Origin of the sequence: Nocardia asteroides (assembly GCF_021183625.1) — a bacterium.
GTDB classification, from domain to species: Bacteria; Actinomycetota; Actinomycetes; order Mycobacteriales; family Mycobacteriaceae; genus Nocardia; species Nocardia asteroides_A.
In genome coordinates, this window is record NZ_CP089214.1 from 4,452,101 (window position 1) to 4,479,084 (window position 26,984).

General features: G+C 71.6%; 25 protein-coding genes. 13 read left to right on the forward strand and 12 right to left on the reverse strand.

Going from position 1 to position 26,984, the window contains the following annotated elements:
* Positions 1-6 precede the first annotated feature (6 nt).
* Positions 7-1,653 carry an amidophosphoribosyltransferase gene (gene purF / locus LTT61_RS21200; protein WP_233015812.1) on the forward strand — a complete coding sequence of 549 codons (1,647 nt, stop codon included), beginning with the start codon at positions 7-9 and terminating at the stop codon, positions 1,651-1,653.
* A gap of 123 nt (positions 1,654-1,776) precedes the next feature.
* Positions 1,777-2,856, forward strand: a complete 1,080-nt coding sequence (gene purM / locus LTT61_RS21205) for a phosphoribosylformylglycinamidine cyclo-ligase (protein ID WP_233015813.1) — start codon at positions 1,777-1,779, stop codon at positions 2,854-2,856.
* A 160-nt stretch (positions 2,857-3,016) separates the two neighbouring features.
* On the opposite strand, the gene LTT61_RS21210 is transcribed toward purM, so the two are convergent.
* The 4 genes from LTT61_RS21210 to LTT61_RS21225 form a co-directional block, all read right to left on the reverse strand.
* Complete coding sequence (locus tag LTT61_RS21210; protein ID WP_233015814.1) at positions 3,017-3,244, reverse strand: DUF3073 domain-containing protein; 228 nt, start codon at positions 3,242-3,244, stop codon at positions 3,017-3,019.
* A gap of 176 nt (positions 3,245-3,420) precedes the next feature.
* Entirely contained in the window at positions 3,421-4,374 is a 954-nt protein-coding gene (locus LTT61_RS21215; protein WP_233015815.1) for an asparaginase, read from the reverse strand.
* 73 nt (positions 4,375-4,447) lie between these two features.
* Complete coding sequence (locus tag LTT61_RS21220) at positions 4,448-5,107, reverse strand: MOSC domain-containing protein (protein WP_233015816.1); 660 nt, start codon at positions 5,105-5,107, stop codon at positions 4,448-4,450.
* On the reverse strand, positions 5,107-6,252 hold the full coding sequence (locus LTT61_RS21225; protein ID WP_233015817.1) for a YgfZ/GcvT domain-containing protein: 1,146 nt from the start codon (positions 6,250-6,252) through the stop codon (positions 5,107-5,109). Before LTT61_RS21225 ends, LTT61_RS21220 begins: the two co-directional genes overlap by 1 nt.
* Positions 6,253-6,398: 146 nt before the next feature.
* Between LTT61_RS21225 and LTT61_RS21230 the strand changes: the two genes are divergently transcribed.
* From LTT61_RS21230 to LTT61_RS21250, 5 genes are all read left to right on the forward strand, one after another.
* Entirely contained in the window at positions 6,399-7,319 is a 921-nt protein-coding gene (locus tag LTT61_RS21230) for an aminodeoxychorismate lyase (protein ID WP_233015818.1), read from the forward strand.
* Positions 7,320-7,477: 158 nt separating this feature from the next.
* The gene (locus LTT61_RS21235) at positions 7,478-8,944 is read left to right on the forward strand and encodes a cytochrome ubiquinol oxidase subunit I (protein ID WP_233015819.1); all 1,467 of its coding nucleotides are present in this window, start codon (positions 7,478-7,480) and stop codon (positions 8,942-8,944) included.
* Positions 8,945-8,953: 9 nt separating this feature from the next.
* Complete coding sequence (gene cydB / locus LTT61_RS21240; protein WP_233015820.1) at positions 8,954-9,985, forward strand: cytochrome d ubiquinol oxidase subunit II; 1,032 nt, start codon at positions 8,954-8,956, stop codon at positions 9,983-9,985.
* Positions 9,986-10,058: 73 nt separating this feature from the next.
* A complete protein-coding gene (cydD, locus tag LTT61_RS21245; protein ID WP_233015821.1) occupies positions 10,059-11,768 on the forward strand; it encodes a thiol reductant ABC exporter subunit CydD in 1,710 nt (569 codons plus the stop codon).
* A complete protein-coding gene (locus LTT61_RS21250; protein ID WP_420094677.1) occupies positions 11,765-13,378 on the forward strand; it encodes an ATP-binding cassette domain-containing protein in 1,614 nt (537 codons plus the stop codon). Before cydD ends, LTT61_RS21250 begins: the two co-directional genes overlap by 4 nt.
* 238 nt (positions 13,379-13,616) lie before the next feature.
* Here LTT61_RS21250 and LTT61_RS21255 read toward each other — a convergent pair whose 3' ends face one another.
* From LTT61_RS21255 to LTT61_RS21280, 6 genes are all read right to left on the reverse strand, one after another.
* Positions 13,617-14,315, reverse strand: a complete 699-nt coding sequence (locus LTT61_RS21255; RefSeq protein WP_233015822.1) for an FABP family protein — start codon at positions 14,313-14,315, stop codon at positions 13,617-13,619.
* Positions 14,316-14,505: 190 nt separating this feature from the next.
* Positions 14,506-14,811: a DUF1416 domain-containing protein gene (locus tag LTT61_RS21260; RefSeq protein WP_233015823.1), complete on the reverse strand. Its 306-nt coding sequence runs from the start codon at positions 14,809-14,811 to the stop codon at positions 14,506-14,508.
* A gap of 5 nt (positions 14,812-14,816) precedes the next feature.
* On the reverse strand, positions 14,817-15,650 hold the full coding sequence (locus tag LTT61_RS21265; RefSeq protein ID WP_233015824.1) for a sulfurtransferase: 834 nt from the start codon (positions 15,648-15,650) through the stop codon (positions 14,817-14,819).
* A gap of 30 nt (positions 15,651-15,680) precedes the next feature.
* Positions 15,681-16,163 (reverse strand): DUF4395 domain-containing protein, encoded by a 483-nt coding sequence (locus tag LTT61_RS21270; RefSeq protein ID WP_233021130.1) that lies wholly within the window; start codon positions 16,161-16,163, stop codon positions 15,681-15,683.
* Between the two features lie 287 nt (positions 16,164-16,450).
* Positions 16,451-16,903 (reverse strand): thioredoxin family protein, encoded by a 453-nt coding sequence (locus tag LTT61_RS21275; RefSeq protein WP_233015825.1) that lies wholly within the window; start codon positions 16,901-16,903, stop codon positions 16,451-16,453.
* A gap of 39 nt (positions 16,904-16,942) precedes the next feature.
* Entirely contained in the window at positions 16,943-17,764 is an 822-nt protein-coding gene (locus LTT61_RS21280) for an LmeA family phospholipid-binding protein (RefSeq protein ID WP_233015826.1), read from the reverse strand.
* A 177-nt stretch (positions 17,765-17,941) separates the two neighbouring features.
* Between LTT61_RS21280 and LTT61_RS21285 the strand changes: the two genes are divergently transcribed.
* The 6 genes from LTT61_RS21285 (at position 17,942) to pstB (ending at position 23,753) form a co-directional block, all read left to right on the forward strand.
* The gene (locus tag LTT61_RS21285) at positions 17,942-18,706 is read left to right on the forward strand and encodes a winged helix-turn-helix transcriptional regulator (RefSeq protein ID WP_269821775.1); all 765 of its coding nucleotides are present in this window, start codon (positions 17,942-17,944) and stop codon (positions 18,704-18,706) included.
* A 13-nt stretch (positions 18,707-18,719) separates the two neighbouring features.
* Complete coding sequence (gene mshD, locus LTT61_RS21290; protein WP_233015828.1) at positions 18,720-19,643, forward strand: mycothiol synthase; 924 nt, start codon at positions 18,720-18,722, stop codon at positions 19,641-19,643.
* Between the two features lie 242 nt (positions 19,644-19,885).
* Positions 19,886-20,998 carry a phosphate ABC transporter substrate-binding protein PstS gene (pstS, locus tag LTT61_RS21295; RefSeq protein WP_233015829.1) on the forward strand — a complete coding sequence of 371 codons (1,113 nt, stop codon included), beginning with the start codon at positions 19,886-19,888 and terminating at the stop codon, positions 20,996-20,998.
* Positions 20,999-21,087: 89 nt separating this feature from the next.
* Entirely contained in the window at positions 21,088-22,062 is a 975-nt protein-coding gene (gene pstC, locus LTT61_RS21300; RefSeq protein WP_420094823.1) for a phosphate ABC transporter permease subunit PstC, read from the forward strand.
* Complete coding sequence (gene pstA, locus LTT61_RS21305) at positions 22,062-22,961, forward strand: phosphate ABC transporter permease PstA (RefSeq protein WP_233015831.1); 900 nt, start codon at positions 22,062-22,064, stop codon at positions 22,959-22,961. The genes pstC and pstA overlap by 1 nt, the downstream gene beginning before the upstream one ends.
* 15 nt (positions 22,962-22,976) lie before the next feature.
* On the forward strand, positions 22,977-23,753 hold the full coding sequence (pstB, locus tag LTT61_RS21310) for a phosphate ABC transporter ATP-binding protein PstB (RefSeq protein ID WP_233015832.1): 777 nt from the start codon (positions 22,977-22,979) through the stop codon (positions 23,751-23,753).
* Positions 23,754-23,849: 96 nt separating this feature from the next.
* On the opposite strand, the gene phoU is transcribed toward pstB, so the two are convergent.
* On the reverse strand, positions 23,850-24,509 hold the full coding sequence (gene phoU / locus LTT61_RS21315) for a phosphate signaling complex protein PhoU (RefSeq protein WP_233015833.1): 660 nt from the start codon (positions 24,507-24,509) through the stop codon (positions 23,850-23,852).
* 92 nt (positions 24,510-24,601) lie between these two features.
* A complete protein-coding gene (locus tag LTT61_RS21320) occupies positions 24,602-26,971 on the reverse strand; it encodes an LCP family protein (RefSeq protein WP_233015834.1) in 2,370 nt (789 codons plus the stop codon).
* Positions 26,972-26,984 lie beyond the last annotated feature (13 nt).

Sequence of the window (26,984 nt, forward strand, 5' to 3'; positions counted from 1 at the left end):
CGAACGGTGACCAACGCCGACTTTCCGGTCGACAGCGATCTATCCACCCCCAACCCGGTCCCGCCGCCGGCCGCCGCCCATGATCAGGACGAGAACGAGCCGCGCGAGGAGTGCGGCGTTTTCGGGGTCTGGGCGCCGAGCGAAGACGTCGCGAAGCTGAGCTACTACGGCCTCTACGCCCTCCAGCACCGCGGGCAGGAGGCGGCGGGAATCGCCGTCTCGGACGGTCAGCAGATCCTGGTCTTCAAGGATCTCGGCCTGGTCAGCCAGGTGTTCGACGAGCAGACGCTGGCCGCCATGCCCGGCCACGTCGCCATCGGGCACTGCCGGTACTCCACCACCGGCTCCACCACCTGGGAGAACGCGCAGCCGATCTTCCGCACCACCGCCGTCGGCTCCGGGCTCGCGCTCGGGCACAACGGCAACCTGGTCAATACCGCCGAGCTGAACGAGCGCGCCAGGGAGCAGGGGCTGCTCGGCCGCCGCCCGGCGGGCGACAGCAAGCCCGCCCCGATCGCCGCCACCTCCGACTCGGACGTGATGACGGCGCTGCTCGCGCACGCCGCCGCCGACTCCAGCATCGAGCAGGCCGCCATGGAGCTGCTGCCGACGCTGCGCGGCGCCTTCTGCCTGACCTTCATGGACGAGCACACGCTCTACGCCGCCCGTGACCCGCACGGGGTGCGCCCGCTGGTGCTCGGCAGGCTCGACCGCGGCTGGGTGGTCGCCAGCGAGACCGCCGCGCTCGACATCGTCGGCGCCGCCTTCGTCCGCGAGATCGAGCCGGGCGAGCTGCTCGCCATCGACGCCGACGGCGTGCGCTCCATGCGCTTCGCCGCGCCGGAGCCGAAGGGCTGTGTCTTCGAGTACGTCTACCTGGCCAGGCCGGATTCCACCATCGCGGGCCGCTCGGTGCACTCCACCCGGGTCGACATCGGCCGCAGGCTGGCCAAGGAGCACCCGGTCGAGGCAGACCTGGTGATCCCGGTGCCGGAGTCGGGCACCCCGGCCGCGGTCGGCTACGCGCAGGGCTCGGGGGTGCCCTACGGCCAGGGGCTGATGAAGAACGCCTACGTCGGCCGCACCTTCATCCAGCCGAGCCAGACCATCAGGCAGCTCGGCATCCGGCTCAAGCTGAACCCGCTGCGCGAGGTGATCAGGGGCAAGCGGCTGATCGTGGTGGACGACTCCATCGTCCGCGGCAACACCCAGCGCGCCCTCATCCGCATGCTGCGCGAGTCCGGCGCGCTGGAGATCCACGTGCGGATCGCCTCGCCGCCGGTCAAGTGGCCGTGCTTCTACGGCATCGACTTCGCCTCCAGGGCCGAGCTCATCGCCAACGGCGCCGGGCTGCCGGACGGCGCCGCCGGCTCCAACGACCCGGAGTCCGAGGTCTTCCGCGACATGGTGGAGGGGGTGCGCCGCTCGATCGGCGCCGACACCCTCGGCTACATCTCGCTGGACGGGATGATCGCCGCCACCGAGCAGCCGCGCAGCAGGCTCTGCAGCGCCTGTTTCGACGGCCACTACCCGATCCCGCTGCCGCACGAGGCCGCCATCGGCAAGAACCTGCTGGAGGGCATGCTGAGCGGCAAGCCGGAGGCGGCACTGCTCCGGGAGAACGCGAACGCGAGCGCGCTGAGCAGGCCCTGACCGACCGGCCGTGCGGTGCGCGGGTGACGAACCGGGGTGCGATACCGCTGCGTGCCCGTTATTCCGCTCCGGTAGCGTGAGCTGGCATCTATCCGCCGATTCGGTTTGGAGCTCTTCCCGAAAATGACTGAACAGACCCCCAGTGGTAACGGTGCTTCCTACGCCGCGGCCGGTGTGGACATCGAAGCCGGTGACCGCGCCGTCGAATTGTTCGGGCCATTGGCGAAGAAGGCGAGCCGCCCCGAGGTGCAGGGCGGCCTCGGTGGCTTCGCCGGGTTGTTCGCGCTGAAGAGCGGGTACCGGGAGCCGCTGCTCGCCGCCTCGACCGACGGCGTCGGCACCAAACTGGCGGTCGCGCAGGCGCTGGACAAGCACGACACCGTCGGGCTGGATCTGGTCGCCATGGTCGTCGACGACCTGGTGGTCTGCGGCGCCGAGCCGCTGTTCCTGCAGGATTACATCGCGGTCGGCAAGGTCGTCCCGGAGCGGGTCGCGGAGCTGGTCTCCGGCATCGCCGACGGCTGCGTGAAGGCGGGCTGCGCGCTGCTCGGCGGGGAGACCGCCGAGCACCCCGGGTTGATGGACCCGGACGACTACGACCTCTCCGCGACCGGCGTCGGCGTGGTCGAGGCGGACGCCGTGCTCGGCCCGGAGCGGGTGCGCTCCGGCGACGTGGTGATCGCCATGGGCGCCTCCGGGCTGCACTCCAACGGCTACAGCCTGGCCCGCAAGGTGCTGCTGGAGATCGACCGGATGAGCCTGACCGGGCACGTCGAGGAGTTCGGCCGGACGCTCGGCGAAGAGTTGCTCGAGCCGACCCGGATCTACGCCAAGGACTGCCTGGCGCTGGTCGCCGAGACCGATGTGCGCACCTTCGCGCACGTCACCGGCGGCGGGCTGGCCGCCAACCTGGGCCGGGTGCTGCCGCAGGGCATGGTCGCCGAGCTGGATCGCGGCACCTGGAGCCCGGCGCCGGTCTTCAAGATGATCGCGCAGCGTGGCCGGGTCGAGCGCACCGAGATGGAGAAGACGTTCAACATGGGCGTCGGCATGGTCGCGGTGGTCGCCCCCGAAGATGTCGACCGGGCGCTGGCCGTGCTCACCGCGCGGCACATCGATTGCTGGACACTGGGTTCGGTGAGCCGCAGCAAGGATGCCGACGCGCCGCGTTCGGTGCTGGTCGGCGAGCACCCGCGCTTCTAGATCCTGACCGAATCGGTCCGAGCTGTATCGACCGGAGAAATGACGGGGCCCGCATCGTGCGATGCGGGCCATCCGTGCGAGCCATCTCGACCGCGCCGTAACCGTGTCCGAACGCGGTCGAGGGGGAAGCCCATCGGCCTCCCCCTTCGCGTACGTACGGTCAGCGGCGCCAGTCGTCGTAGTCGTCGTCGTCGCTGTTCCAGCGGGACGGGGACTCGTCGGCGTCGTGCTCATCGGGCAACACGCCACCACCGTTGGGTCGGTGGTAGTGCAGGTCGGTGCCGTTCGAGAGCTCTCGCTGAAGGCTCGTGAAGTCGGTTGACGGCGAGCTGTACTTCAGCTCGCGCGCGACCTTGGTCTGCTTTGCCTTAGCCCGGCCACGGCCCATGGCTGAACCCCCTCGCGTCAATGCGGGGCGGCCTGGGGTGTGTTGGCGGCCCCGTTCGAATTAATACTCTTCCTGACAGACACTTTAGCGTGTGTCAGGCCCCCGCGCTCCCACGAGTGGGCGAAGATTCCGGCGCCGCCCGCCGTTTGCCCCGCCGTCGCCGCGGCCGCGGAAAGCTACAGCACTCCGGGGATGGCGCGGATGACGCCGACCCTGGCACCGCCGCCGAGGATCGGCGGGGCGGCCAGCTCCGCGAGCCGGTCGGTCCACGGCACGCCCAGCCGGCGCAGAATCGCCAGCGTCAGCGGCATCCGCGCGCGCTCGGCGCCGTCCTCGACCTTGTAGGCGAAGGCCCGCCCGTCCGGGAGCGCGCCCGCGTGCACGCCGTCCGCGCCGATCTTGCAGACCAGCCCGGGCGTCTCCGACATCAGGAGCAGGTCGGGGGCGGCGGTGCCGGAAATCACGCGCGGATGGGCGCGAATCGCCTGCGCGACACGCCGCTCGGGGGTATGCGGGGCGGCGGTGACCAGGGTGGCGAAGGCGCGGGCCAGGTTCACCAGCGAGACCGGGACGATCGGCAACCCGCAGCCGTCGATGCCGAGGTCGGTCTCCGGCTCGCCGGTGACGTCGGCGATGGTCTCGAGCACGGCCTGCTGCAGCGGGTGCGCGCGGTCCGGGTAACCCCTGGTCGGCCAGGAGTTGGCGGCGCAGGTGGCGAGCATGGCCGCGTGTTTGCCCGAGCAGTTCATCAGGATCCGGCTCGGCTGCTCGCCCGCGGCGAGGAGCAGGGCCCGCGGCAGCTCGCCGAGCGGGAGGTCGGGCGGGCACTCCAAATCGTCCTCGGTGAAACCGTTCCGCTCGAGCAGGCGCCGGACCGCCGCCACCTGGTCGGGCTCGCCGTAGTGGGAGGCGATGGCTATCGCCAGCTCGGCGTCGTCGGCCGGGGTGAAGCCGTTGCGGAGCAGGGCCAGTGCCTGCAGCGGCTTGTTGGTCGAGCGCGGGTAGATCGGGCCGTGTACCTCGCCGAGCTCGAACTGCACCTCGCCGTCCGTGCCGAGCAGCACCACCGACCCCCGGTGCACGCACTCGCGGAACCCCGACCGCACGACCTCGACCAGCTCGACGCTCACGCGGCGCCCTCCCGCGAGATGAGCGAGGGTCCGCCGTGGCTACGCTCCGCTACCGCCTCCGGGCCTGACGCGCTCATCCCGTTGCCTCCCGTGCGCGGCGTCCGAGGTGCCGCTCGACCTGCGCGCGGATGTCGTCCGACGCGGTCGGCTCCAGCTCCAGCAGCCGGGTCAGCCGCTCCGGGTCCGCGCCGGTGAAGACATCGCGGACGGTGATGCCGTGCTCGGGGACGTACTCGACCAGCACCTCGTCGCCCGCGCCGACGGTGCCCGCCGCCAGCAGCCGGAAGTAGCACCCGGTGTCGCTGCGCAGCGCGAACCGCTTGACCCACTGCCGCTCGCCGGACCAGTGCTGGAAGGTCGCGCAGGGCACCCGCGGCGCGCTCACCTCGAGCAGCGCGGTACCGATCCGGAGCCGGGCGCCGAGCACCGCGTCCGAGAGGGGGAGGCCATCGACCCGCAGGTTCTCGCCGAACCAGCCGTGCGGCAGCACCCGGCCCAGCTCCGCCTCCCAGCGGCGCGCGTCCTGGTCGGCGTAAGCGTAGACGGCCTGGTTCAGCCCGCCGTGGTGCGCGGTGTTGCAGACGTGGTCGCCGGCGAGCCCGAGCGGGCCGACCTCGACCCGCCCCGCGACCGGCCGCTTGTCGATGGCGCTGCGCCCGACCCGGCCGGGCACCTCCAGCTCCGCGTGCACGACGCAGACCGCGAGCACGCGGCCGGTGTCACCGCCGCGCATCAGCGCCCGCGCAGCCGGTCGATTGCGAGCCTGCCCGCCTGCGGGCGGTCGTCCGTCGGCACCGAGTCGGGGTCGATCGCGGCCGCCGCGGTGCCCGCCACCAGCGCGGTTGTGGCCGGGACGGCCCGCTTCACCAGGGCGAGCGCGATCGGCCCGAGCTCGAAGTGGTCGACGACGGTGCCGAGCCTGCCGACCGCGCGGCCGTCGGCGGTGATGTCGGTGCCGGGCTCCGGGCGCTCGTCGGCGGAGCCGTCCAGGTGCAGCAGCACCAGGTGGCGCGGCGGCTTGCCCAGATTGTGCACCCGGGCGACGGTCTCCTGGCCGCGGTAGCAGCCCTTGTCCAGGTGCACCGCGCCCGCCTCGGAGCGGTCGCCGATCCAGCGTGCCTCGTGCGGGATCGTGCGGTCGTCGGTGTCGAGGCCGAGCCGGGGGCGCAGCGACTCGACGCGCAGCGCCTCGAAGGCCCACATGCCCGCCGGGGTGGCGCCTGCCGCGGTCAGTGCGGACCATACCTCGGTGAGCTGCGCACGTGGGATCACCAGGTCGTACGAGTGCTCGCCCGGCCACGGCATGCGGCGCAGGAAGCCGCCGCCCGCCAGCGGGACCGCGCGGTACACGGCGGGCAGTTCGGCCACCCCGAGCGCGCCGGTGAGCGTCTCCACCTCGGGGCCGAGCAGGGTGAGCACGGCGTGGTCGGCGGCGTCCCTGGGCTCGGCGTCGGCCCAGAAGACCATCTTGGTCAGGAAGCCGAGCAGATCGGGGCCGCGCTCGGCCTCGGTATCGATCCATACGGTCTCGGCCAGCTCGGTGAGCACGAAGTGGTGCTGTACCCGGCCGTTCAGATCCAGATCCAGATTCTCCGCCGACTCACCGTCGGCCAGCCCGGCCACGTGCTGACTGGTGATGGTGTGCAGCCAGGTCAGCCGCTCTTTACCGGTGATGGCGCCGACGGCGCGGTGCGAGCGATCCACGATCGCCACCCGCCTGGCCGCGGCGCGCTGCTCGGCGAACGGGTCGCCGTAGTGCCAGGCGACGGCGGCATCCGGCGAACCGGGCACCCCCGCGACGGCTCCGGGAACACCCAAAAGAGGACTTGGCACAGGAACCACAAAACCACTGTACGTGGCATACCGGCATCGGGTCATTCGGGCCGCTTCGGATAGCGGACATGACAAGGAATGTCCTGCTGCTATCACGAAATCATCAAATATGTTGGCGACACGCGCCGATGGAGCGATCAACTCGAGCGCACCGTAGGCATTACCTGCCCGAATTGCCTACGCTCCTACCCATGGCGGATCGAGTTCTTGTGACACTCGACGGCGCGGTCCAGGATGCGGACGCGCCGTTGTTGTTTGCCGACGACATCGGTGTTCTGCGCGGCGACGGTGTCTTCGAAACGGTGCTGGTGCGGAACGGCAGCCCGTGTGCGATCGAGTTCCACCTGGGCAGGCTGCGCCGCTCCGCCCAGGCGCTGGAACTACCCGAGCTGGAGCTGAGCCGGTGGCGGGCGGCGGCCGAGATCGCGGCCAAGGAATGGGGCGACGAGGAAGAGGGCGTGCTGCGCCTGGTGCTGACCCGCGGCCGGGAGAGCGAATTCACCGAGGTGCCCGATTCGGTGACCTCGGGCGAGCTCGCCGCCGCGGTCCCGGTCCCGACCGCGTTCCTCACGGTGAGCCCGGTGCCCGCCCGCGTGCAGAAGGCCCGCACCGATGGCATCAAGGTGGTGAGCCTGGTCCGCGGCATCTCCATCGATCTGGCCCAGGCCGCGCCCTGGCAGCTGCTCGGCGCCAAGACGCTCTCCTACGCCACCAACATGGCCGCGCTGCGCTTCGCGCACCGGCAGGGCGCCGACGACGTGATCTTCACCAGCACCGAGAACCGGGTGCTGGAGGGGCCGCGCTCGACCATCGTGATCGCGCGGGACAAGACGCTGATCACCCCGCCCGCCAAGAACGGCGTGCTGCCCGGCGTCACCCAGCGGGCGCTGTTCAACGAGGCCCGCAAGGCGGGCTGGGAGGTCAAGTACGAGCCGCTCTGGACCGCCGACCTCTTCGTCTGCGACAGCATCTGGCTGCTCTCCAGCATCACGCTCGCGGCCAGGGTCGCCCAGCTGGACGGCATCCGGCTGATGGCGGCGGACAGCACCGAGGAGATCATCGAACTGGTCGACCGCGGGGTCGCGCGGGCGGGGGCCATCGGCGACTGGTGAACCCGGCCCGGCGCCCGGAGTTTCCGGCGCCGATGGACCCGACCGGCCGCGCTGCGTGACGCCGACAGCGATTCGCGTCACGATGATTGGTGCGTGGCGCTCGCGCACGTAGCCTTACTACAGAGTGTCGTAGACAAATCGGCTGGTAGGAGGTCACGGTGAGCGCGCTGGACGTGTCGCGATGGCAGTTCGGGATCACCACCGTCTATCACTTCCTCTTCGTGCCGCTCACCATCGGCCTCGCGCCGCTGGTCGCCGGGATGCAGACGGCGTGGGTGATCACGGGCAAGGAACACTGGTACCGGCTGACCAAGTTCTTCGGGAAGCTCTTCCTGATCAACTTCGCGCTCGGCGTCGCCACCGGAATCGTGCAGGAATTCCAGTTCGGGATGAACTGGAGCGAGTACTCCCGCTTCGTCGGCGACGTGTTCGGCGCGCCGCTGGCGCTGGAGGGGCTGGTCGCCTTCTTCCTGGAGTCGACCTTCCTCGGGCTGTGGATCTTCGGCTGGAGCAGGCTGCCCCGGCTGGTGCACCTGGCCACCATCTGGCTGGTCGCGATCGGCGTGAACGCCTCCGCCTTCTTCATCATCGCGGCCAACTCCTTCATGCAGCACCCGGTCGGCGCCAGGTACAACCCGGAGACCGGCCGCGCCGAGCTCACCAGCATCGTCGAGCTGCTCACCAACAACACCGCGCTGGCGGCCTTCCCGCACGTGGTGGCCGGCTCGTTCCTCACGGCGGGCACCTTCGTCGCCGGGATCGGCGGCTGGTGGATGGTGCGCAACGCCCGCAGCGGCGACCCGGCGAAGCTGGCGGAGGCGCGTGCCATGTGGCGCCCGGTCGCGCGGGGTTCGCTGGTGGTGGTCGCGCTCGCCGGGGTCGCGCTGATCTACACCGGTGACGTGCAGGGCAAGCTCATGTTCCAGCAGCAGCCGATGAAGATGGCCTCCGCGGAATCGCTGTGCCACACCGAAACCGACCCGGACTTCTCCGTGCTCACCGTCGGCACGCACAACAACTGCGACAGCGTGACGCACGTGATCGAGGTGCCGTTCGTGCTGCCCTGGCTGGCCGAGGGGAGGTTCACCGACGTCACCCTGGACGGCGTCGTCGACCTGCAGCAGTCCTACGTCGACCAGTTCGGCCCCGGCGACTACCGGCCCAACCTCTTCGTCACCTACTGGGCGTTCCGCGCCATGATCGGGCTGGCGGGCGGGTCGGCGCTGCTCTGCGTGGTCGGGCTCTGGCTCACCCGCGGCGGGCGGGTGCCGCACCAGCGCTGGTTCGGGTGGCTCGGCATCGCCGCCATCCCGACGCCGTTCCTGGCGAACAGCGCGGGCTGGGTCTTCACCGAGATGGGGCGCCAACCCTGGGTGGTCGTGCCTAATCCGACCGGTGACCCCAACCTGCGGCTCACCGTGCAGGAGGGCGTCTCGCACCACCCGGCGAGCACCGTCTGGATCTCGCTCGCGGTCTTCACCCTGCTGTACGGCGCGCTCGCGGTGGTCTGGTTCTACCTCATGCGGCGGTACGCGATGGCCGGGCCGGAGCAGCCGAAGCCGCCGCCGGAGGAGTCCGCGTCCGATGAGGACGAACCCGTCCGCCAGCTGTCCTTCGCCTACTAGGAGCCGACGATGAATCTGCAGGAGTTCTGGTTCGTCCTGATCGGCGTGCTCTTCACCGGCTACTTCGTGCTGGAGGGGTTCGACTTCGGCGTCGGCATGCTCATGCACCCGCTCGGCAGGCGCTCGGACACCAGGCGCCGGGTGGTGCTCAACACCATCGGCCCGGTCTGGGACGGCAACGAGGTCTGGCTGATCACCGCGGGCGGCGCGCTCTTCGCCGCCTTCCCGGAGTGGTACGCCAGCCTGTTCTCCGGGTTCTACTTCGCGCTGCTGCTGGTGCTGGTCGCGCTGATCCTGCGGATCTGCGCGATCGAGTACCGCGGCAAGATCGACGATCCGGTGTGGCGGCGGCGCTGTGATCTCGGCATCGCCTTCGGCTCCTGGGTACCCGCGCTGGCCTGGGGCTGGGTCTTCGCGAACGTGGTGCGCGGCGTCCCGCTCGACGCCGACAAGCAACTCGTCGGCTCGTTCCTCGACCTGCTGAGCCCGTACGCGCTGCTCGGCGCGCTCGCCACCGCCGTGCTCTTCGCGCTGCACGGCGCCACCTTCCTGGTGCTCAAGACCGGCGGCGAGGTGCGGGCCGACGCGCAGCGGGTGGTCAGGCTGCTGCTGGTGCCCGCCGCGCTGATCGTCGGCGGCTTCGGGCTCTGGACCCAGCTCGCCTACGGCGCGAACTGGACCTGGCTTCCGCTCGGGCTCGCGGTGCTCGGCCTGGTCGGGAGCGCCGCCGCGGGCCTGGCGCAGCGGGACGGGATCGCCTTCACCGGCAGCACGCTCGCCGTCGCCGCGGCCACCGCGCTGCTCTTCGGCTCGCTCTTCCCGGACGTGCTGCCATCGACGCTGGACCCGGCGTGGTCGCTCACCGTGCAGAACGCGTCGTCGACGCCGTACACGCTCAAGATCATGAGCTGGGCGGCGATCGCGGTGACCCCGGTGGTGCTGCTCTACCAGGGGTGGACGTACTGGGTCTTCCGCAAGCGCATCACGGTCGACCAGATCCCGCCGCACACGGGGCTGCCGCGCCGCGCGCCGAGCGCATGAACGGGCCGGGCCGGGAGGCGGGCGCCGAGCGCGGCGACGCGGCGCCCCGCTCGCGCGGAACAGGCGCGGAGTGATGGCGCGCCGCGCGCCGATCGATCCCCGGCTGTGGCGGTATGCGCGGTCGGCTCGGCCGTATCTCGTTCTCACCGTCGCGTTCTCGGTGCTCACCACGGTCGCCATCGTGGTCACCGCGGTGGCGCTGGCGCGGGTGCTGGCGGGGGTGATCACCGACCCGGCTGCCCGCAGCTTCGGCGCCTGGACACCGGAGCTGCTCGCACTCGCCGCCGCGCTCACCGGACGGGCCGTTGTCACCTGGTGGCAGTCCCGGCTGGCGCACCGGGCCGGGGCGAGCGTGGTCGCCGAGCTGGAGCGGGCCGTGCTCGCCGCGGGCACCGCGCTGCCGCCGCGCGAACTCGAGCGGCACCGCACCGAGCTGGCCGTCGTGGTCGGCACCGGGCTCGGCGGGTTGCGCGGGTACCTCACCGGGTACCTGCCGGCGCTGCTGCTCGCCGTGCCGGTCCCGCCCATCGTGCTGGCGGTGATCGCGCTGCACGACCCGCTCTCCGGCGGGATCGTGCTGGTCACGCTGCCGCTCATCCCGATCTTCATGGTGCTCATCGGGCTGCTCACGCAGGGGCGGGCGGCGGCCACCCTCGCCGCCACCACCCGCCTCTCCGACCAGGTGCTCGACCTCTTCGCCGGGATGCCGACGCTGCGCGCGCTCGGCCGGGAGGGCGGCGCGCGCAGCATAGCCGGGGTGGTGGCCGAGCTCGGCGAGTCGCTGCGGGTGCGCACCATGCGCACGCTGCGCGTCGCCTTCCTCTCCTCGGCGGTGCTGGAGCTGCTCGCCACGCTGAGCGTGGCGCTGGTGGCGGTCTCGATCGGGCTGCGGCTGGTCTTCGGCGAGATGGGGCTGTACGCCGGGCTGGTCGCGCTGATCCTGGCGCCGGAGGTGTACCTGCCGCTGCGCACGGTGGGGGAGCGGTTCCACGCCGCGCAGGACGGGATGGCGGCGGCCGATCGCGCCTTCGCGGTGCTCGGCTCGGAGCCGGGGGGTTCCGGTGGTGCGGCCGGTTCCCGCACGGCGGCCGCGACGGCCGTGCGGCGCGTGGAGCGGGTGGTGGCTCCGGCGGTGATCGAGCTGGAGCGGCTCTCCGTCGACAGCCGCTCCGGGGCGGCGCCCTGCGCGCTCTCCGCCGTGCTGCGGCCGGGTGCGGTGACGGTGCTGACCGGGCCGAACGGGTGCGGTAAGTCGACCGCGCTGCAGGTGATGCTCGGCCTCGCCGCGCCGGACTCCGGCCGGGTGACGGTGGACGGCACCGAGGTGGCCGGGCTCGATCCCGAGCAGTGGTGGTCCCGGCTGGCCTGGCTGCCGCAGCGGCCCGTTCTGGTGCCAGGCACCCTGCGGGAGAATCTGGAGCTGCTCGGCGCGCACCCGGTCGATCTCGACCTTGCCTGTGCGGCAACCGGTTTCGACGCGGTGCTGGCCGAGCTCCCGAACGGCTGGGACACCGTCGTCGGCGTCGGCGGCGCCGGGCTCTCGCTCGGCCAGCGCCAGCGGCTCGCGCTGACCCGCGTGCTCTGCGCGGATCGTCCCGTCCTCCTGCTCGACGAGCCGACCGCCCACCTCGACGCCGCGAGCGAGGCGGCGGTCCTCGCCGCCCTGCGCGAGCGGGCCGCCGCGGGGGCGACGGTCGTCGTGGTCGGGCACCGGGAGTCGGTGCTCGCCGCGGGCGATGTCGTGGTCGAGGTGGCGGCACGGGTCGGGGAGGTGGTCCCGTGAGCGCGGGCGCGATCCGGCGGCTCCGCGCAGACCTGCGAGATCTGCGTGAACTACTCGCCTGGAACCCCTGGCGCCTCGGCACCGCCATCGCCTGGGGTGTGCTCGCGCTCGGCAGCGGCCTCGCCCTCGCCGCCCTCGCGGCCTGGCTCATCGCCAGGGCCTGGCAGATGCCGCCGGTCCTCGACCTCACCGTCGCCGTGGTGGCCGTGCGCGCGCTGGGAATCTCGCGCGGCCTCTGCCGCTACCTGGAGCGCCTCGCCACCCACGATGTCGCGCTGCGCGCGCAGAACACCGCCCGCACCGCCACCTACCGCACCCTGGCCGGCTCGCGGAGCTGGCTGCGCCGCCGCGACCGCGCCGACGCCACCGTGCTGCGCCGTGGCGACCTGCTGGTGCGCATCGGCGCCGACATCGACGACCTCGGCGCCGTCGTGGTCCGCGCCGTCGTGCCGTGTGCGGTGGCGCTGGTGCTCTCGGCCGCCGCCGTCCTGCTGCTCGCCCTGCTCGCCCCGCTCGCCGCCCTGGTCCTCGCGGCGGCACTGCTGGTCTCCGCGCTGCTCGCGCCGTGGCTCGCCGCCACCGCGGCCGCCGACGCCGAGCGGGCGGTGCGCGCCGACCGCGCCGAGTTCACCGCCCGCGCCGTCACCGTGCTCGACCACGCGCCGGAGCTCCGGGTCGCAGGCCGCCTCCCGGAGGCCATGGCCGCGGCCGCCGCCGCAGGCACCCGCGCCGTCGCCGCCGAGGACCGCGCCGCCTCGCGCAGCGCGTGGGCGGCCGCCGCGCTACCGGCGAGCATCGGCGTCAGCGTGCTCGGCGCCCTGCTCACCGGGCTGGCCGTGTACGGCCCCACCGGCGGCACCCCCGCCGGGATGACCCCGATGGCGCTCACCATGCTCGTCCTGGTCCCGCTCTCCGCCTTCGAGGCGGTGGCCGCCCTCCCCGCGGCCGCCCAGGCCCTCACCACCGGCCGCGCCGCCCTGCACCGGCTCCGCGCGCTCGACCCGCCCGACGATGCGTCGGCAGCCGATCCGATGCGGTCCGCCCCGCGGCTCCCCGAACGCCCCCGCGACGCGAAGCGGATCGCCGTCATCGGCCCCAGCGGCGCGGGCAAGACCACCCTGCTCATGCACTGGGCGGGCCTCTTCGGCACCCCCGAACCGGGCACCACCTTCTTCGCCGAGGACGCCCACCTCTTCGGCACCTCGATCCTGGAGAACCTCCGCGTCGCCCGCGGCGACATCACCGAGCCCGAGGCCACCGAGGCGCTCCGCGCGGTCGGCCTCGGCGACTGGCTGACGACCCTCCCCGACGGCCTGCACACCGTCCTCACCGGTGGCGCCGCCGCGGTCTCCGGCGGCCAGCGCCGCAGGCTCCTGCTGGCCCGCGCCCTGCTCGCCCCCGCCGAGGTCCTGCTCCTCGACGAACCCACCGAGCACCTGGAGGCCGAAGCGGGCGCGGCCCTGCTCCGCCGCCTGCTCGACCCGGACGACCCCCTGGTGCCCCCCGGCCGCACCGTCGTCGTGGTCACCCACCAGCTGCCGGACACCCACCGCGCCGACCTGGTCCTGCGCCTGTCCGCCCTCGGCGAAAACCTGTTGCCGGTTTCCTGAACCGCTACTAGATTCGGTGGTACACGAGGAAGGAGGTGGTTCCCAGAATGCATAGTTCAAGGACACGTGAGGTGGCTGTCAGCTAGCGCCACCGCTGCGGGAATTCCCTACGCGTTGCGCGAGCGAATTCCAGGCAGTCACCCGGCCCCCGAGCCCCCGGCCAGTCCGTCCGGGAGCGGCACCGACCGAGTCGGCACCGCACAGCTCGGGGGTCGTCCCTTTTTCGGGGACGAAGACCTCAGCCGACGTAGCGCTGGAGGCGGGCGGAGAGGCGGGGCTGGAGGGGGCCGTCAGCGACGACGCGCTCCTCGACGTAGGCCAGGTCGCCGCCCTCGACGATGCCGTAGAGCCGCTTCGCGCCGCCGACGACGATGCCGGACTGGCTGCGGATCACCACGTCGGTGGCGAGCTCCCAGGACGACTGGGTGAGCGCGTGGCCGTAGAAGAGCTCGACGATGCCGTTGCTGTGCGTGAGCAGCAGCTCGATGACCTCGTCCTTGCCGTCCACGCCGACCCGCCAGAAGCCGGTCTCGCGCAGATCGGGGCCGCCGTAGGAGCCGTCGGTCTCGACGAACCAGGAGCGGGACTCCCAGGCCAGGTACTCGCCGCCGTCGTGCGAGACGACGATCTGCTGCCCGAACCGGTAGTCACCACGGCCCGGCTCGTTGCCCTCGCCCTCGCCGCGCCACACGCCGACCATCGGGAGCAGCGCCAGCATGGCCGGGTTCAGATCGGGGCCGAGGCGCAGGTTCGCGGTGTCGTCGGGCAAGGGGAGATCGGGCAGCGTCGGAATGTTCCGGCCGCTGGTCGACTTGGACCGCTCGACCGCACCGGCGACGGCTTCGTCGCCGCTGAGCCGGGCGGCGGGCGCCACACCGTTCTCCGTGTCACTCGCTCGCTCGCTCGGATCCGGACCCTCGCTCGCGAGTTCGCTCATGACTCGGTGAACAGCCGGTAGAAGACGTACAGGCCGAACCATCCGATCAGGATGGACACGGCCACCAGCAGAAGCTCGAAGAAGAGGACCACGGAGCGAGTCTATCGGCCCGGCCGCAGGCCCGCGCGGACGGCCCCGGACATGCGGACGGCCCCGGGTTCCGCGGAACCCGGGGCCGTCCGGCAACGCGTCACTTGGCGACGGTCACGTCCACGTTGTGGATCCCGGCGCCTTCCGGCGCCACCTCGGCGGAGCCGTTGCCGGTCGAGGAGAGCGCGCGCAGCGTCCAGCTGCCCGGCGCCGCGAAGAAGCGGAAGTCACCGGTGCCGGAGGCCACGACCTCGGCCGTGAAGTCACCGTTGCCGTCGAGCAGCCGCACGAAGGCGCCGCCGACCGGCTGGCCGTCCTCGGCGAGAACGCGGCCGGTGATGACCGTCTCCTTCTCGACGTCGACGCCTGCCGGGATGTCCTGTCCCTGGGTGGGTGCTGAGCACATGGTCGTCACGCTCCCAGCTCGATGGGGGCACCGATGAGCGAGCCGTACTCGGTCCAGCTGCCGTCGTAATTCTTGACGTTCTGGTGCCCGAGCAGCTCCTGCAGCACGAACCAGGTGTGCGAGGAGCGCTCACCGATCCGGCAGTAGGCGATGGTCTCCTTCTCGCCGTCCAGCCCGGCCTCCTTGTAGAGCTCGGCCAGCTCGGCGTCGGACCGGAAGGTGCCGTCCTCGTTGGCCGCCTTGCTCCACGGCACGTTGATGGCGCCGGGGATGTGGCCGGGGCGCTGGCTCTGCTCCTGCGGGAGGTGCGCGGGGGCCAGGATCTTGCCGGAGAACTCGTCGGGCGAGCGCACGTCGACCAGGTTCTTGGTGCCGATCGCGGCGATGACCTCGTCGCGGAAGGCGCGGATCGACAGGTCCGGCGCGGATGCCTTGTACTGGGTGGCCGGGCGGTTCACCGCGTCGGTGGAGAGCGGACGGCCGTCCAGCTCCCACTTCTTGCGGCCGCCGTCGATCAGCTTGACGTTGTTGTGGCCGTACAGCTTGAAGTACCAGTACGCGTAGGCCGCGAACCAGTTGTTGTTGCCGCCGTAGAGCACGACCTCGTCGTCGTTCGAGATGCCGCGCGCCGAGAGCAGGTCGGAGAACTGCTCCTGGTTCACGAAGTCGCGCCGGACCGGATCTTGCAGATCCGTCTTCCAATCCAGCCGGACAGCGCCCGCGATGTGGCCGCCGTCGTAGGCGGAGGTGTCCTCGTCGACCTCGACGAAGACGACGCCGGGGGCGTTGAGGTTCTCTTCGGCCCAGTCCACGGAGACCAGGACATCGGAGCGAGCCATGTGCACTTTCCTTTCGACGAACGTGCTGAGTCAGTTCGGTGCCGGGGTCCGGCGGAATCGGGCGACCAGGGGGTAGATCCGGCAGCCGAGGCAGATCCCGAACGCGGCGTTCAGGAACGCGGCGAACAGGGCGAAGCCGGTGAAGATCACACCGACGAGGGGGGAGCCGGCCAGGAAACCCAGCAGGCCCACGGCGCTGAAGACCAGGCCGAGCAATTGGGCGAACCGCAGCGGTGGCGTCGGCTCGGTCTCGGTGGGCGGGCCGACCCGCGGCGCGACCACCGCGCGGAAGATCCGCCCGTAGGGGCTGTCCTTCGGGCCCACCGCGGCGCCGACGGCGAACACGACGGCCTGCGCCGCCAGCACGATCGCCGCCGCGAGCGGGGAGAAGGCCGCGAGCACGAGGACCAGCACCAGCACGGCGCTGGTGACCCAGGCCGCGAAGCGTGGGCCGCGGACATCGACCACGTCGGTGGACGTGCGGGTGGGGATGGCTTCGGAAACCAAGGAAATCTCCTGCGCGTGAGTTCTGTGGCGGATCGGGTTGGGATCGGGCCCGTTCACCGGCGGATCGAGGATTCGCACACGCGGTGAACGCAGGTCGGCATCAGGAATTCTGAGGGGGCCGACCGCTCAGCGGCACAGGCAGCAACAACCCCCGAGCCGACACAGATCGACTGTGCGGCGTCGGGTGAGCATCAGCTCGTGGTCGGATTGCACGACACGAAGTTTACCGGGTCCGTCGGGAGATTCGTCGCGAGACCCTGGTAATCGGGGTTTCCGGCCAGGTCAGAGTTACTTCACGCGGTGAGCGGAACCAGTGCGGAGCGCAGTGCGTCGGCCTTGGGGACACCGGAGATGCGGAAGCGCTCCCTGCCCTCGGCGTCGAAGACGAAGGTGGTCGGCAGCGAGAGCACGTTCAGCTCGCGGGCCAGCGCGGGCTCGGCGTCGATATCGACCTCGATGTCCTGCGGGGCCTGCGGCGTCGCCGAGAGATCCTCGGTGACGCCCGCCACCACCCGGCGCACCGCCGCGCACGGCCCGCACCACTCGGCGGAGAAGTGCAGCACCGCGGGGCCCGCGCCGGTGACGCCGACCTCGGCGAGCAGCTCGGTGCGGCGGTCGGTCGCGGAGCCGGGGCCGGTCACCGCCTTGGGGGCGGCGTCGCGCAGCGTGCCCTCGCGCGCCCGCAGCGCGAGCCCGACCGCGGCGGCGGCGAGCAGGACCACAACCAGAACGACGATCTCGATCATGACGGCTTTCTCCGGGGACGAACGGGCGGGAGGAGCCGATCAGCGGCGCCCGATGCCGAGCCGATCCAGATCGATCGTCACGTTCTCGCCGCGGCCCTCCACCACGATCTGACCGCCGAGCGCGAACGCCTCGGTCGGCCGCACGCCGAAGGGCAGCTCCTCGGTGTCGATGGTACGGGTGAAGCGCTCGAGCACCGCCGGGCGTTCCGCCTCTGGCACCACGGCGGTCGGGGTGGCGTCGGCGAGGGTGCCCTTGTACATGCCGGTCGCCACGATCCGCACCTGATCGCCGTCGAGCAGCAGATCGGCCATCACGCTGACCTTCTCGGATTCGCCGTCGCCGAACGGGGCGGCCGTCCCGCCGGTCTGCTCGGGCAGCGTCCCGGTGAGCACCAGCGCGCCCGCGGTGGTCATCCCCGACCCGCCGGAGCCGCCGGTGCCGTCCGACTTGTCCGCGGGCCGGGAGTGCACCTGCAGGTCCGGGATGCCGAAGAGCCTGCCGAGCTCGGTGGGCTCGATCCGCATCCTGGTGGCGACCCGCTCGACCGGGATGTTGCGCACCCGGCCGTCGGAGAGGTCGCCGAGCTCCAGGTGCACGCCGGTGAGCGTGGCCTCCAGCGCGATCTCGCCGGGCAGGTCGGGCCGCTTGGCGCTGGCCCTGATGTCGACCGTCTCGAACCGGCCGTCCAGCGCCTGGGCGAAGAACGGGAAGCCGTGGATGGTGACCTCCGGGTCGGCGCTGAGGTCGGCGCCGTCGCGGAGCGTGCGCGACACGCGGTACTCGGTGTAGGCGGCGACCCCGAAGTCGGCGACCACCACCAGCCCCGCGATTACCAGCAGCCCGATGATCAGCTTGCGCATGGCTCGAGCCTAGTCGCGGCGGCCCGGTCGGCACCCGCTCCGGGGCCTCCGGGACGTGTGAACCCGGACTATCGGGACCGACGCGCTAATCTTTCTCCCGGAATCACCTGTGATGATGCGATGTGGACCCGGCGATGCGGCCGACCGGTCCGCGCGCCACGAGATGGAGGAGGGCTTGTGGAGCTGCTCCTGCTGACCTCCGACCCCAACCCCGAGTCGGTACTGCCCTCGCTAGCGTTGCTCGCGCACCACGTGCGCCCGGCGCCGACCGAGGTCTCCTCGCTGCTCGAGGCCGGAACCGCGGATGTCGCCCTGGTGGACGCGCGCACCGATCTGGCGGCGGCGCGCGGGCTGTGCAGACTGCTCGGCAGCACCGGGTCGTCGGTGCCGGTCGTCGCCGTGCTGACCGAGGGCGGGCTGGTCGCGGTGAACGCCGACTGGGGTCTGGACGACATCCTGCTGCCCGGCACCGGCCCGGCCGAGCTCGACGCCAGGCTCCGGCTGCTGGTCGGCCGCAACGGCGGCGCCGCGAGCCCGGAGAACACCGGCAAGATCACCCTCGGTGAGCTGGTGATCGACGAGGGCACCTACACCGCGCGGCTGCGCGGCCGCCCGCTCGACCTCACCTACAAGGAGTTCGAGCTGCTGAAGTACCTGGCCCAGCACGCGGGGCGGGTCTTCACCAGGGCCCAGCTGCTGCAGGAGGTCTGGGGCTACGACTTCTTCGGCGGCACCCGCACGGTCGACGTGCACGTGCGGCGGCTGCGCGCCAAGCTCGGCAGCGATTACGAGTCGCTGATCGGCACCGTGCGCAATGTCGGGTACAAGGCGGTCCGCCCGTCCCGCACCGCGGCCAAGGGCGAACCCGCGGGCTCCGACGACGGCGAGCAGCCCGCGGGCGACGCCCCGCTCGCCCCGGTCAACAACGGCACCGCGCAGTGACCGGCGCCGCGCGGTGACCAGCGCCGAGTGGAGCGACCGGCTGGACGAGCCGACCGCCGCCGCCGTGCGCGCACTGCTCGCCGCGGCGACCGCGGCGGACGGCGTCGCGCCGGTCTCCGAGGCGGCCGTGCTCTCGCTCGCCGACCCTGCGGCCGGCGCCCGGCACCTGGTCTCGCGGCACGGCGGCGAACCCGCCGGGTACGCCAATCTCGTTCCGGCGCACGGTGATCACCCGGCCATGGCCGAGGTGGCGGTCGCCCCGGCCGCGCGCGGCCACGGCATCGGATCCGCCCTGGTCACCCAGGTATTGGCGGCGGGCGGCGCGGGCGCGCGGGTGTGGGCGCACGGCGACCTGCCCGCCGCGAAGGCGGTGGCCGGGCGGCTCGGGCTGCGCACCGCGCGCGAACTGTGGCAGATGCGCCGGCCGCTGGCTACGCCGGAGCTACCCGAGCTGGTCGTTCCGGACGGCATCGTGCTGCGCACCTACCGCGGCCCCGGCGGCGCGGGCCGGGCCGACGACGCCGAACTGCTCCGGGTGAACAACGCGGCGTTCGACTGGCATCCCGAGCAGGGCGGCTGGACCGAGCGCGATATCGCGACCAGGCGCGCGGCCGACTGGTTCGACCCGGCGGGTCTCTTCGTCGCCACCGACGCCGCCGATCCGGAGCGGCTGCTCGGATTCCACTGGACCAAGGTGCACTCCGACGAGAGCCCCCCGGTCGGCGAGGTGTACGTGGTCGGGATCGACCCGGCGGCGCAGGGCAGGGGGCTCGGCAGGCTGCTGACCCTGGCCGGGCTGCACCACCTCCGCGCGCGCGGCCTCGGCGAGGTGCTGCTCTACACCGAGGCGGACAACACCGCGGCCGTCCGCACCTACACCCGGCTCGGCTTCGCGCCCGCGCACGTGGACGTCGCCTACGCCGCGCCGGTCGCCTGACGGTCGTCCTGGAGACGGCTCAGTAAACGGACGGCAAATCGTAGGGGAGCCGCCGCGCCCCCGCCGGTGTGTTCATTTTCCGTTCACTCAGCCTGGTCCAACTGTCAACCGGACAACCTTACGTTGTGTACGGGCGGCTCGGTGGCTGCCCTGGTGCGCAAGTTCTCCGCGAATGTCCCGCACCAGAACACCCGCTCGGCCGGTGAGGGACCGGGCGTGTCGCATGCGATTCCGGAGGAATAGTGAAGTTGAAGCGCAGCAGCGCCCTTGTCGGCGTGCTGGCCGCAGGGGCCATGGTCCTTTCCGCCTGTGGTAGCGATGAGAACACCACGTCCGAGAACACCGGTTCGACGGTCGACGTCAGCTGCGGTGGCAAGGAAGCCCTCAAGGCCAGTGGCTCCTCGGCGCAGAAGAACGCGATGGATCGCTTCGTCGCCGCCTACGAGGCCAACTGCGACGGCTCGACCCTGAACTACACCTCGAGTGGTTCCGGCGCGGGCGTCAACGAGTTCCTCGGTGGCCAGACCGACTTCGCCGGCTCCGATTCGCCGCTGAGCGAGAGCAAGGGCGAGGTGGCCAAGGCCGCCGAGCGCTGCGGCGGTGCCCCGGCGTGGAACCTGCCCGCCGTCTTCGGCCCGATCGCGGTGAGCTACAACATCGACGGTGTGACCAATCTGGCGCTGGACGGCGCCACCGCCGCCAAGGTGTTCAACGGCACCATCAAGACCTGGGACGCCCCGGAGATCAAGGCGCTGAACCCGGGCGCGACGCTGCCGTCGGCCCCGATCGCGGTCATCTTCCGCTCGGACGAGTCGGGCACCACCGACAACTTCCAGCTCTACCTGGACGCCGCCTCGAACGGCGCGTGGGGCAAGGGCACCGGTAAGGCCTTCAACGGCGGCATCGGCGAGGGCGCCAAGGGCAACGAGGGCGTCACCGCCGCGGTGAAGAACACCAAGAACGCCATCACCTACAACGAGTGGTCGTTCGCGAAGTCGCAGAACCTGTCGGTCGCGCGGATCGTCACCGCCGCCGGCCCGGAGCCGGTCGAGCTGACCAGCACCTCCGCGGCCAAGGCGATCGACAGCGTGAAGATCAAGGGCCAGGGCAACGACCTGGTGCTCGACGTCTCCTCGTTCTACAAGCCGACCACGGCCGGCGCGTACCCGATCATCCTGCCGACCTACGAGATCGTCTGCTCGAAGTACACCGACGGCGCGACCGCCACCGCGGTCAAGGCGTTCCTGACCTCGGCGATCAACAACGGGCAGGACGGACTGGACGCGAGCGGCTACGTGCCGATCCCTGACCAGTTCAAGACCCGCCTGACCACCGCCATCAACGCGATTTCCTGATCGAGTAGGCCATGACCGTGCACCCCGAGGTGTCCGCCGAGGGCTCGTCCACCGCGACGAGCCCGACCGCGGGCGGAGAATCATCGTCCATGACGAAGTCGCCGAGCAACGAGCCCGGCCCCGGCCGGACGAAGAAGGCGTCGAGCCAGCGGATCGAGGTCCTGTTCCGGTCGCTGGCGACGGCGGCGGGCGCGACCATCGTGGCCGCCATCGCGCTGATCGCGCTGTTCCTCCTGATCCGCGCGGTGCCATCGGTCATGGCGAACAACGCCAACTTCTTCACCAGCACCGAGTTCAACACCTCGAACGCCGACGACCTGCGCTTCGGCATTCGCGACCTGTTCATGGTCACCGTGTTGAGCTCGATCTTCGCGCTGGTGATCGCGGTGCCGATCGGTATCGGCATCGCGCTGTTCCTCACCCAGTACGCGCCGAAGCAGGTGGCCCGCCCGTTCGCGACGCTGGTCGACCTGCTCGCGGCGGTGCCCTCCATCGTCTTCGGGCTCTGGGGCTTCCTGGTGCTGGCTCCGCAGATCGAGCCGGTGCAGACCTTCCTGAACGACAAGCTCGGCTGGTTCTTCCTCTTCTCCGACGGCAACGTCTCGCTGGCGGGCGGCGGCACGATCTTCACCGCGGGCGTCGTGCTCGCGGTGATGATCCTGCCGATCATCACCTCGGTCGCCCGCGAGGTCTTCAACCTCACCCCGCGGGCGCACATCGAGGCCGCCCAGGCGCTCGGTGCCACCAAGTGGGAGGTCGTGCGGATGACGGTGCTGCCGTACGGCCGCTCCGGCGTGATCGCCGGCTCCATGCTCGGCCTCGGCCGCGCGCTCGGTGAGACCATCGCCGTCCTCGTCGTGCTGCGCACGGCGTCGCAGGCGGGCAACTGGTCGCTCTTCGACGGCGGCTACACCTTCGCCTCCAAGATCGCCTCGGCGGCCTCGGAGTTCAGCGCGCCGCTGCCGACCGGCGCCTATATCGCGGCGGGCTTCGTGCTGTTCGCGCTGACCTTCGTCGTCAACGCGCTGGCGCGGGTCGCGTCCGGCGGAAGGGTGAACGGCTGATGACCACCACACTCGACAAGCCGATCAAGGCGCCCGCCTTCCGGGCGATCAGCACCGGCCGCAGGGTCAAGAACCACATCGCCACCGTCGTCGTCGCGATCTGCTTCGTGATCGCGCTCATCCCGCTGGTCTGGGTGCTCGGGCTGGTCATCACCAGCGGCATCGAGGCGGTGCTCAGCTCCGACTGGTGGCTGAACTCGCAGAAGGGCGTGCTGCCGGACCAGAGCCGCGGCGGCGTCTACCACGCGATCTACGGCACCATCGTGCAGACCCTGATCGCCGCCGTGCTCGCGGTGCCGCTCGGCATCATGGCCGCGGTCTACCTGGTCGAGTACGGCCGCGGCTGGCTCGCCAAGACCACCACCTTCATGGTCGACATCCTGGCCGGCGTTCCCTCGATCGTCGCCGCGCTGTTCATCTTCGCGCTGTGGATCGCCACCTTCGGCTTCCCGCAGAGCGCCTTCGCGGTCTCGCTCGCCCTGGTGCTGCTGATGCTGCCGGTGGTGGTGCGCAGCACCGAGGAGATGCTCAAGCTGGTGCCGGACGAGCTGCGCGAGGCCTCCTACGCGCTCGGCATCCCGAAGTGGAAGACGATCGTGCGGATCGTCATCCCCACCGCCCTGCCCGGCATGCTCAGCGGCATGCTGCTCGCGCTCGCCCGCGTCATGGGCGAGACCGCGCCGGTGCTGGTGCTGGTCGGCTACAGCAAGTCGATCAACACCGACGTGTTCGACGGCAACATGGCCTCGCTGCCGCTGCTCATCTACCAGGAGCTGGCGAACCCCGAGCCGGCCGGCCGGCTCCGGGTGTGGGGCGCGGCCCTGACGCTGATCCTGCTGATCGCGGCGCTCTACGCGGCGGCCGCGGTCGTGAACAAGCTGCTCACGCGGAACCGATAGAGGCGGAACGAAACAATGGCCAAGCGTATCGACGTCAAAGACCTGAACATCTTCTACGGCAAGTTCCACGCCGTCGCCGATGTCGCGCTCACGGTGCTGCCGCGCAGCGTCACCGCCTTCATCGGCCCCTCCGGCTGCGGCAAGTCGACCGTGCTTCGCTCGCTGAACCGCATGCACGAGGTCACCCCGAACGCCAGCGTCCAGGGTGCCGTGCTGCTCGACGGCGAGGACATCTACGGCTCCCAGGTGGACCCGGTCGGCGTGCGCCGCACCATCGGCATGGTGTTCCAGCGCCCGAACCCGTTCCCCACCATGTCCATCCGGGACAACGTGGTGGCCGGGCTGAAGCTGCAGGGCGTGCGCGGCAAGAAGGAGCTGGAGGAGGTGGCCGAGCAGTCGCTGCGCGGCGCCAACCTCTGGAACGAGGTCAAGGACCGGCTTGACAAGCCGGGCGGCGGCCTCTCCGGCGGCCAGCAGCAGCGGCTCTGCATCGCCCGCGCCATCGCCGTCTCGCCCGACGTGCTGCTCATGGACGAGCCCTGCTCCGCGCTGGACCCGATCTCCACCCTGGCGATCGAGGACCTGATCACCGAACTCAAGAAGGAGTTCACCATCGTGATCGTCACGCACAACATGCAGCAGGCCGCCCGCGTCAGCGACCAGACCGGCTTCTTCAACCTGGAGGCCCAGGGCAAGCCGGGCAGGCTGATCGAGATCGACGACACCGAGAAGATCTTCTCGAACCCGTCGAAGCGCGCCACCGAGGACTACATCTCCGGCCGCTTCGGCTGATCCGCCCGCGACGACGAAGGCCCGCGCGATCGCGCGGGCCTTTCGCGTGTCCTATGGGCGCTCACCCGGCGCGAACACCGGGCGAGCGGGGTGGGACTACTTCTCGTCGGTGCTCGCGGGGAGCTCGCCGGTGACCAGGAAGACGACCCGGCGGCCGATCTCGACGGCGTGGTCGGCGAAGCGCTCGTAGTAGCGGCCGAGCAGGGTGACGTCGACCGCGGCGGCGACGCCGTGCTTCCAGTCCCGGTCCATGAGCAGGGTGAAGAGGTGACGGTGCAGGTCGTCCATCGCCTCGTCCTCCTCGTTGAGTTCGAGGGCGCGCTCGGGATCGCGGGTCGCGAGCACCTCCTTGGCGCTGGCGCCCATGCTGACCGCGATCCGGCCCATCTCGGCGAAGTAGCCGTTCACCGCCTCGGGCAGCGCGTGCGCGGGGTGCCTGCGCCTGGTCACCTTGGCGACGTGCTGGGCGAGCGCGCCCATCCGGTTCACGTCGTTCACGATCTGGATGGCACTCACCACCTGGCGCAGGTCGCCCGCGACCGGGGCCTGCAGCGCGAGCAGCGCGAAGGCGCGCTCCTCGGCGTCGCTGATCATCTCGGCGATCCGGTCGTCCTGGGAGAGCACCTGTTCGGCCAGCCCGAGGTCGGCCTGCAGCAGCGACTGGGTGGCCCGCTCCATGGCGGTGCCCGCGAGCCCGGCCATCTCGCCGAGGAGATCGGCGAGGTCGGCCATTTGCTCGTTGTAGATGACACGCATGGGCCGAGACTAGTGTCCGCGACTTTCCGCGTCACCAACGACGGGTGAATGGCGGGTGATGCGCCCGGTCCGGGCACATTTCCGGCAAACCGCTACTTGCAGGTGTCGTCGGCGGCGTTCATGTGCTCCAGGTCGGAGGGGAGCGCGACCGGAGCGGCGCTCGCCGGGGTGCCGAGCGGCACGCTGGGCAAGGTGGTCCCGACCGGGGTGGGCGGCACCACCGTGCCGGCGAAGCTCTCGCCGAGCACCAGCTCGATGATGCTGCCGAGCTCGTCGGCGCGCTCCAGGCTGGCGCCCGGGATCGAGCTGGCGACCGTCGCCGCCTCCGCCTCGTGCCCGGTGGCGTACCTGACCTTCGTGCTCGGCGAGGTCCCGCCCGCGTAGTTCGAGGTGGTGTAGATGCCGAAGCCCTGCGCGCTCAGCTTGGTGGCGGTGCGCTGCGCGGAGCCCTCCATCCCGGAGGCGTTCGACACCTGCACCGAGACGATGCTGGGGTCGACGGCGGTGAGCTTGGTCGCCGGCTCGGCGGGCGCGGGCTCCGCCTCGGTGGTGATCTCCGGCGCCTTCTGCTCGCCAGGCAGCGGCTGGTCGTCGATGACCGCGCGGAACAGCGCCTTGATGTCGGTGTCGCGCGGGATCTCGTTGCCGTAGGAGGTGGTGCCCGCGGTCGGGATGGTCAGGAAGGTGACCGCGCCCGCGCTCATCTTCTGCAGCGAGCGGCCGAGCATGAGCAGGTCCTGGCTGCGCACATTGTCGACGAAGGTATGGCTGGTGAAGGCGGAGACGAAGCCGTTCATCTTGCCCGGGTCGAGCAGCACCTTGCTGGAGAGCGCGCCGCGCAGCAGCGAGGCGAGGAACTTCTGCTGCCGGTTGATCCGGTCGTAGTCGCTGCGCTCCTCGCCGTAGACGTGCCTGGCGCGGACGTAGTTCAGCGCGGTCTGGCCGCTCACGATCTGCTTGCCCGAGGTCTCCAGGATGGTGCCGAGGGTGTCGTCGATGATCGGCTTGGTGCTGCACACCTCGACGCCGCCGACCTGGTCCACCATGGCCTCGAAGCCGGCGAAGTCGATGCCGATGAAGCGGTTGATGCTGAGCCCGCTCATCTTGCGAACCACGTTCACCAGGCAGCGCGGGCCGCCGAGGGCGTAGACCGCGTTCAGCTTGTCGCCCATGGCGGAGGGGAAGGTCTCCTGGGTGTAGGTGCCGTTGTCGTTGTCCCAGCCCTGGCACTGCGGGCGGGTGACGTCCAGGTCGCGCGGGAAGGAGACGACGACGACGCGCGAGCGGTTCTTGGGGATGTTGACCAGCATGACGGTGTCGGCGCGGGCGCCCTCGGCGTCCTCCAGCGTGCCGGCGCCGATGTCGCCGTTCACCCCGGCCCTGGTGTCGGTGCCGACGATCAGGAAGTTCTCGTCGCCGAGCTGCAGGTCCGAGTCGAGCACGTCCTCCGGGTTCTCGTCCAGGGCGTTGACCTGGGTGAAGCCGCTGTCGGTCGCGCGCAGGTAGCTCCAGCCGCCGCCGGTGGTGAGCAGGGCGATCACCGCGACCGCGGCTACCGACGACCGCAGTGCGAAGCGGCCCCGCTTGCTCTTGATGCCGGTGGCGCCCGCCTTCCGCGGGCCGACCGCGCGCGGCTGCTCCGCGCTGCGCGCCTTCCGGCCGCGCGGGGCGTCGCCGGTCTTGCGCGGCTCCGGCCCCGGCTCGACGACCGGCGGGATCTCCTCGGTGACGTCCTCGGCGGGTTCGTCGGCTACCGGGCCGCGCGGTGGTACCGGGGGCTTGCGGCCCTTCTCCGCCCTGGCTCGGGGCGGGCCCGCGGCCGGTGCCTGCCGGTGCACCCGGGTGGAGTCGGCGGCGGGTTCGGGAGCGGGCTTCTCCGCGCGGCCGGGCGCCTGGCGTCCGGGGGGAGGGGCGGGTTCGTCGCGGGCGGGGGCTTGGCGTCCCGCGGGCCGGGCAATCTCGTTGCGGGCGGGGGCCGGCCGTTGCGGAGGCTGTCGACGGGCTGATTCGTCCGGTCCCGGCGCCTGGCGTCCGGGAGCTGCCCGCCCGCCTGCCGGGGGCGGATCCTCGCGGCTCGGAGCGCGCCGCCCCGGCGCGGGCCGCCCGGGATCGGTCGGCCGCCCCGGCGCCGGTGCGGCACCGGCGATATCCCCCGCGACCGGCGACCCACCCCTGCCGCGCGCGGGTGGCGGCTCCCGCCGCGCGGCAGCCTGCCCGCTCGGCCTGCGCTGCTCGCCCTGCGAATCCGGCCGCCGTCTCCGCGCGACCCGCTCACTGTCGACCTTCTGCACGAGGTCGTGCACGGTGAGCGGAGCCGACGCCGACTCGTCACCGTCCTCCGAGTGCCTGGACCGGCGGGACGTGTGCGCGCCGTCCGCCTCGGGCTCGCTCCCGGCCGGGTACCGCTCCCACGGGGGGCGGCCTCCCGGACGTGGCGAACGCCCCTGCCGATCGTCAGCCACCTACGAACCTCGC

Excerpts from the sequence above, each read along its gene's own strand:
- pstB (WP_233015832.1), top strand. The coding sequence starts at position 22,977 with ATGGCCAAGCGTATCGACGTCAAAGACCTGAACATCTTCTACGGCAAG.
- LTT61_RS21265 (WP_233015824.1), bottom strand. The coding sequence starts at position 15,650 with ATGGCTCGCTCCGATGTCCTGGTCTCCGTGGACTGGGCCGAAGAGAAC.
- pstA (WP_233015831.1), top strand. The coding sequence starts at position 22,062 with ATGACCACCACACTCGACAAGCCGATCAAGGCGCCCGCCTTCCGGGCG.
- LTT61_RS21275 (WP_233015825.1), bottom strand. The coding sequence starts at position 16,903 with ATGATCGAGATCGTCGTTCTGGTTGTGGTCCTGCTCGCCGCCGCCGCG.
- LTT61_RS21220 (WP_233015816.1), bottom strand. The coding sequence starts at position 5,107 with ATGCGCGGCGGTGACACCGGCCGCGTGCTCGCGGTCTGCGTCGTGCAC.
- phoU (WP_233015833.1), bottom strand. The coding sequence starts at position 24,509 with ATGCGTGTCATCTACAACGAGCAAATGGCCGACCTCGCCGATCTCCTC.
- cydD (WP_233015821.1), top strand. The coding sequence starts at position 10,059 with ATGGCGCGCCGCGCGCCGATCGATCCCCGGCTGTGGCGGTATGCGCGG.
- purM (WP_233015813.1), top strand. The coding sequence starts at position 1,777 with ATGACTGAACAGACCCCCAGTGGTAACGGTGCTTCCTACGCCGCGGCC.
- LTT61_RS21255 (WP_233015822.1), bottom strand. The coding sequence starts at position 14,315 with ATGAGCGAACTCGCGAGCGAGGGTCCGGATCCGAGCGAGCGAGCGAGT.
- LTT61_RS21230 (WP_233015818.1), top strand. The coding sequence starts at position 6,399 with ATGGCGGATCGAGTTCTTGTGACACTCGACGGCGCGGTCCAGGATGCG.
- LTT61_RS21225 (WP_233015817.1), bottom strand. The coding sequence starts at position 6,252 with ATGACCCGATGCCGGTATGCCACGTACAGTGGTTTTGTGGTTCCTGTG.
- LTT61_RS21280 (WP_233015826.1), bottom strand. The coding sequence starts at position 17,764 with ATGCGCAAGCTGATCATCGGGCTGCTGGTAATCGCGGGGCTGGTGGTG.
- pstC (WP_420094823.1), top strand. The coding sequence starts at position 21,088 with ATGACGAAGTCGCCGAGCAACGAGCCCGGCCCCGGCCGGACGAAGAAG.
- cydB (WP_233015820.1), top strand. The coding sequence starts at position 8,954 with ATGAATCTGCAGGAGTTCTGGTTCGTCCTGATCGGCGTGCTCTTCACC.
- LTT61_RS21210 (WP_233015814.1), bottom strand. The coding sequence starts at position 3,244 with ATGGGCCGTGGCCGGGCTAAGGCAAAGCAGACCAAGGTCGCGCGCGAG.
- LTT61_RS21260 (WP_233015823.1), bottom strand. The coding sequence starts at position 14,811 with ATGTGCTCAGCACCCACCCAGGGACAGGACATCCCGGCAGGCGTCGAC.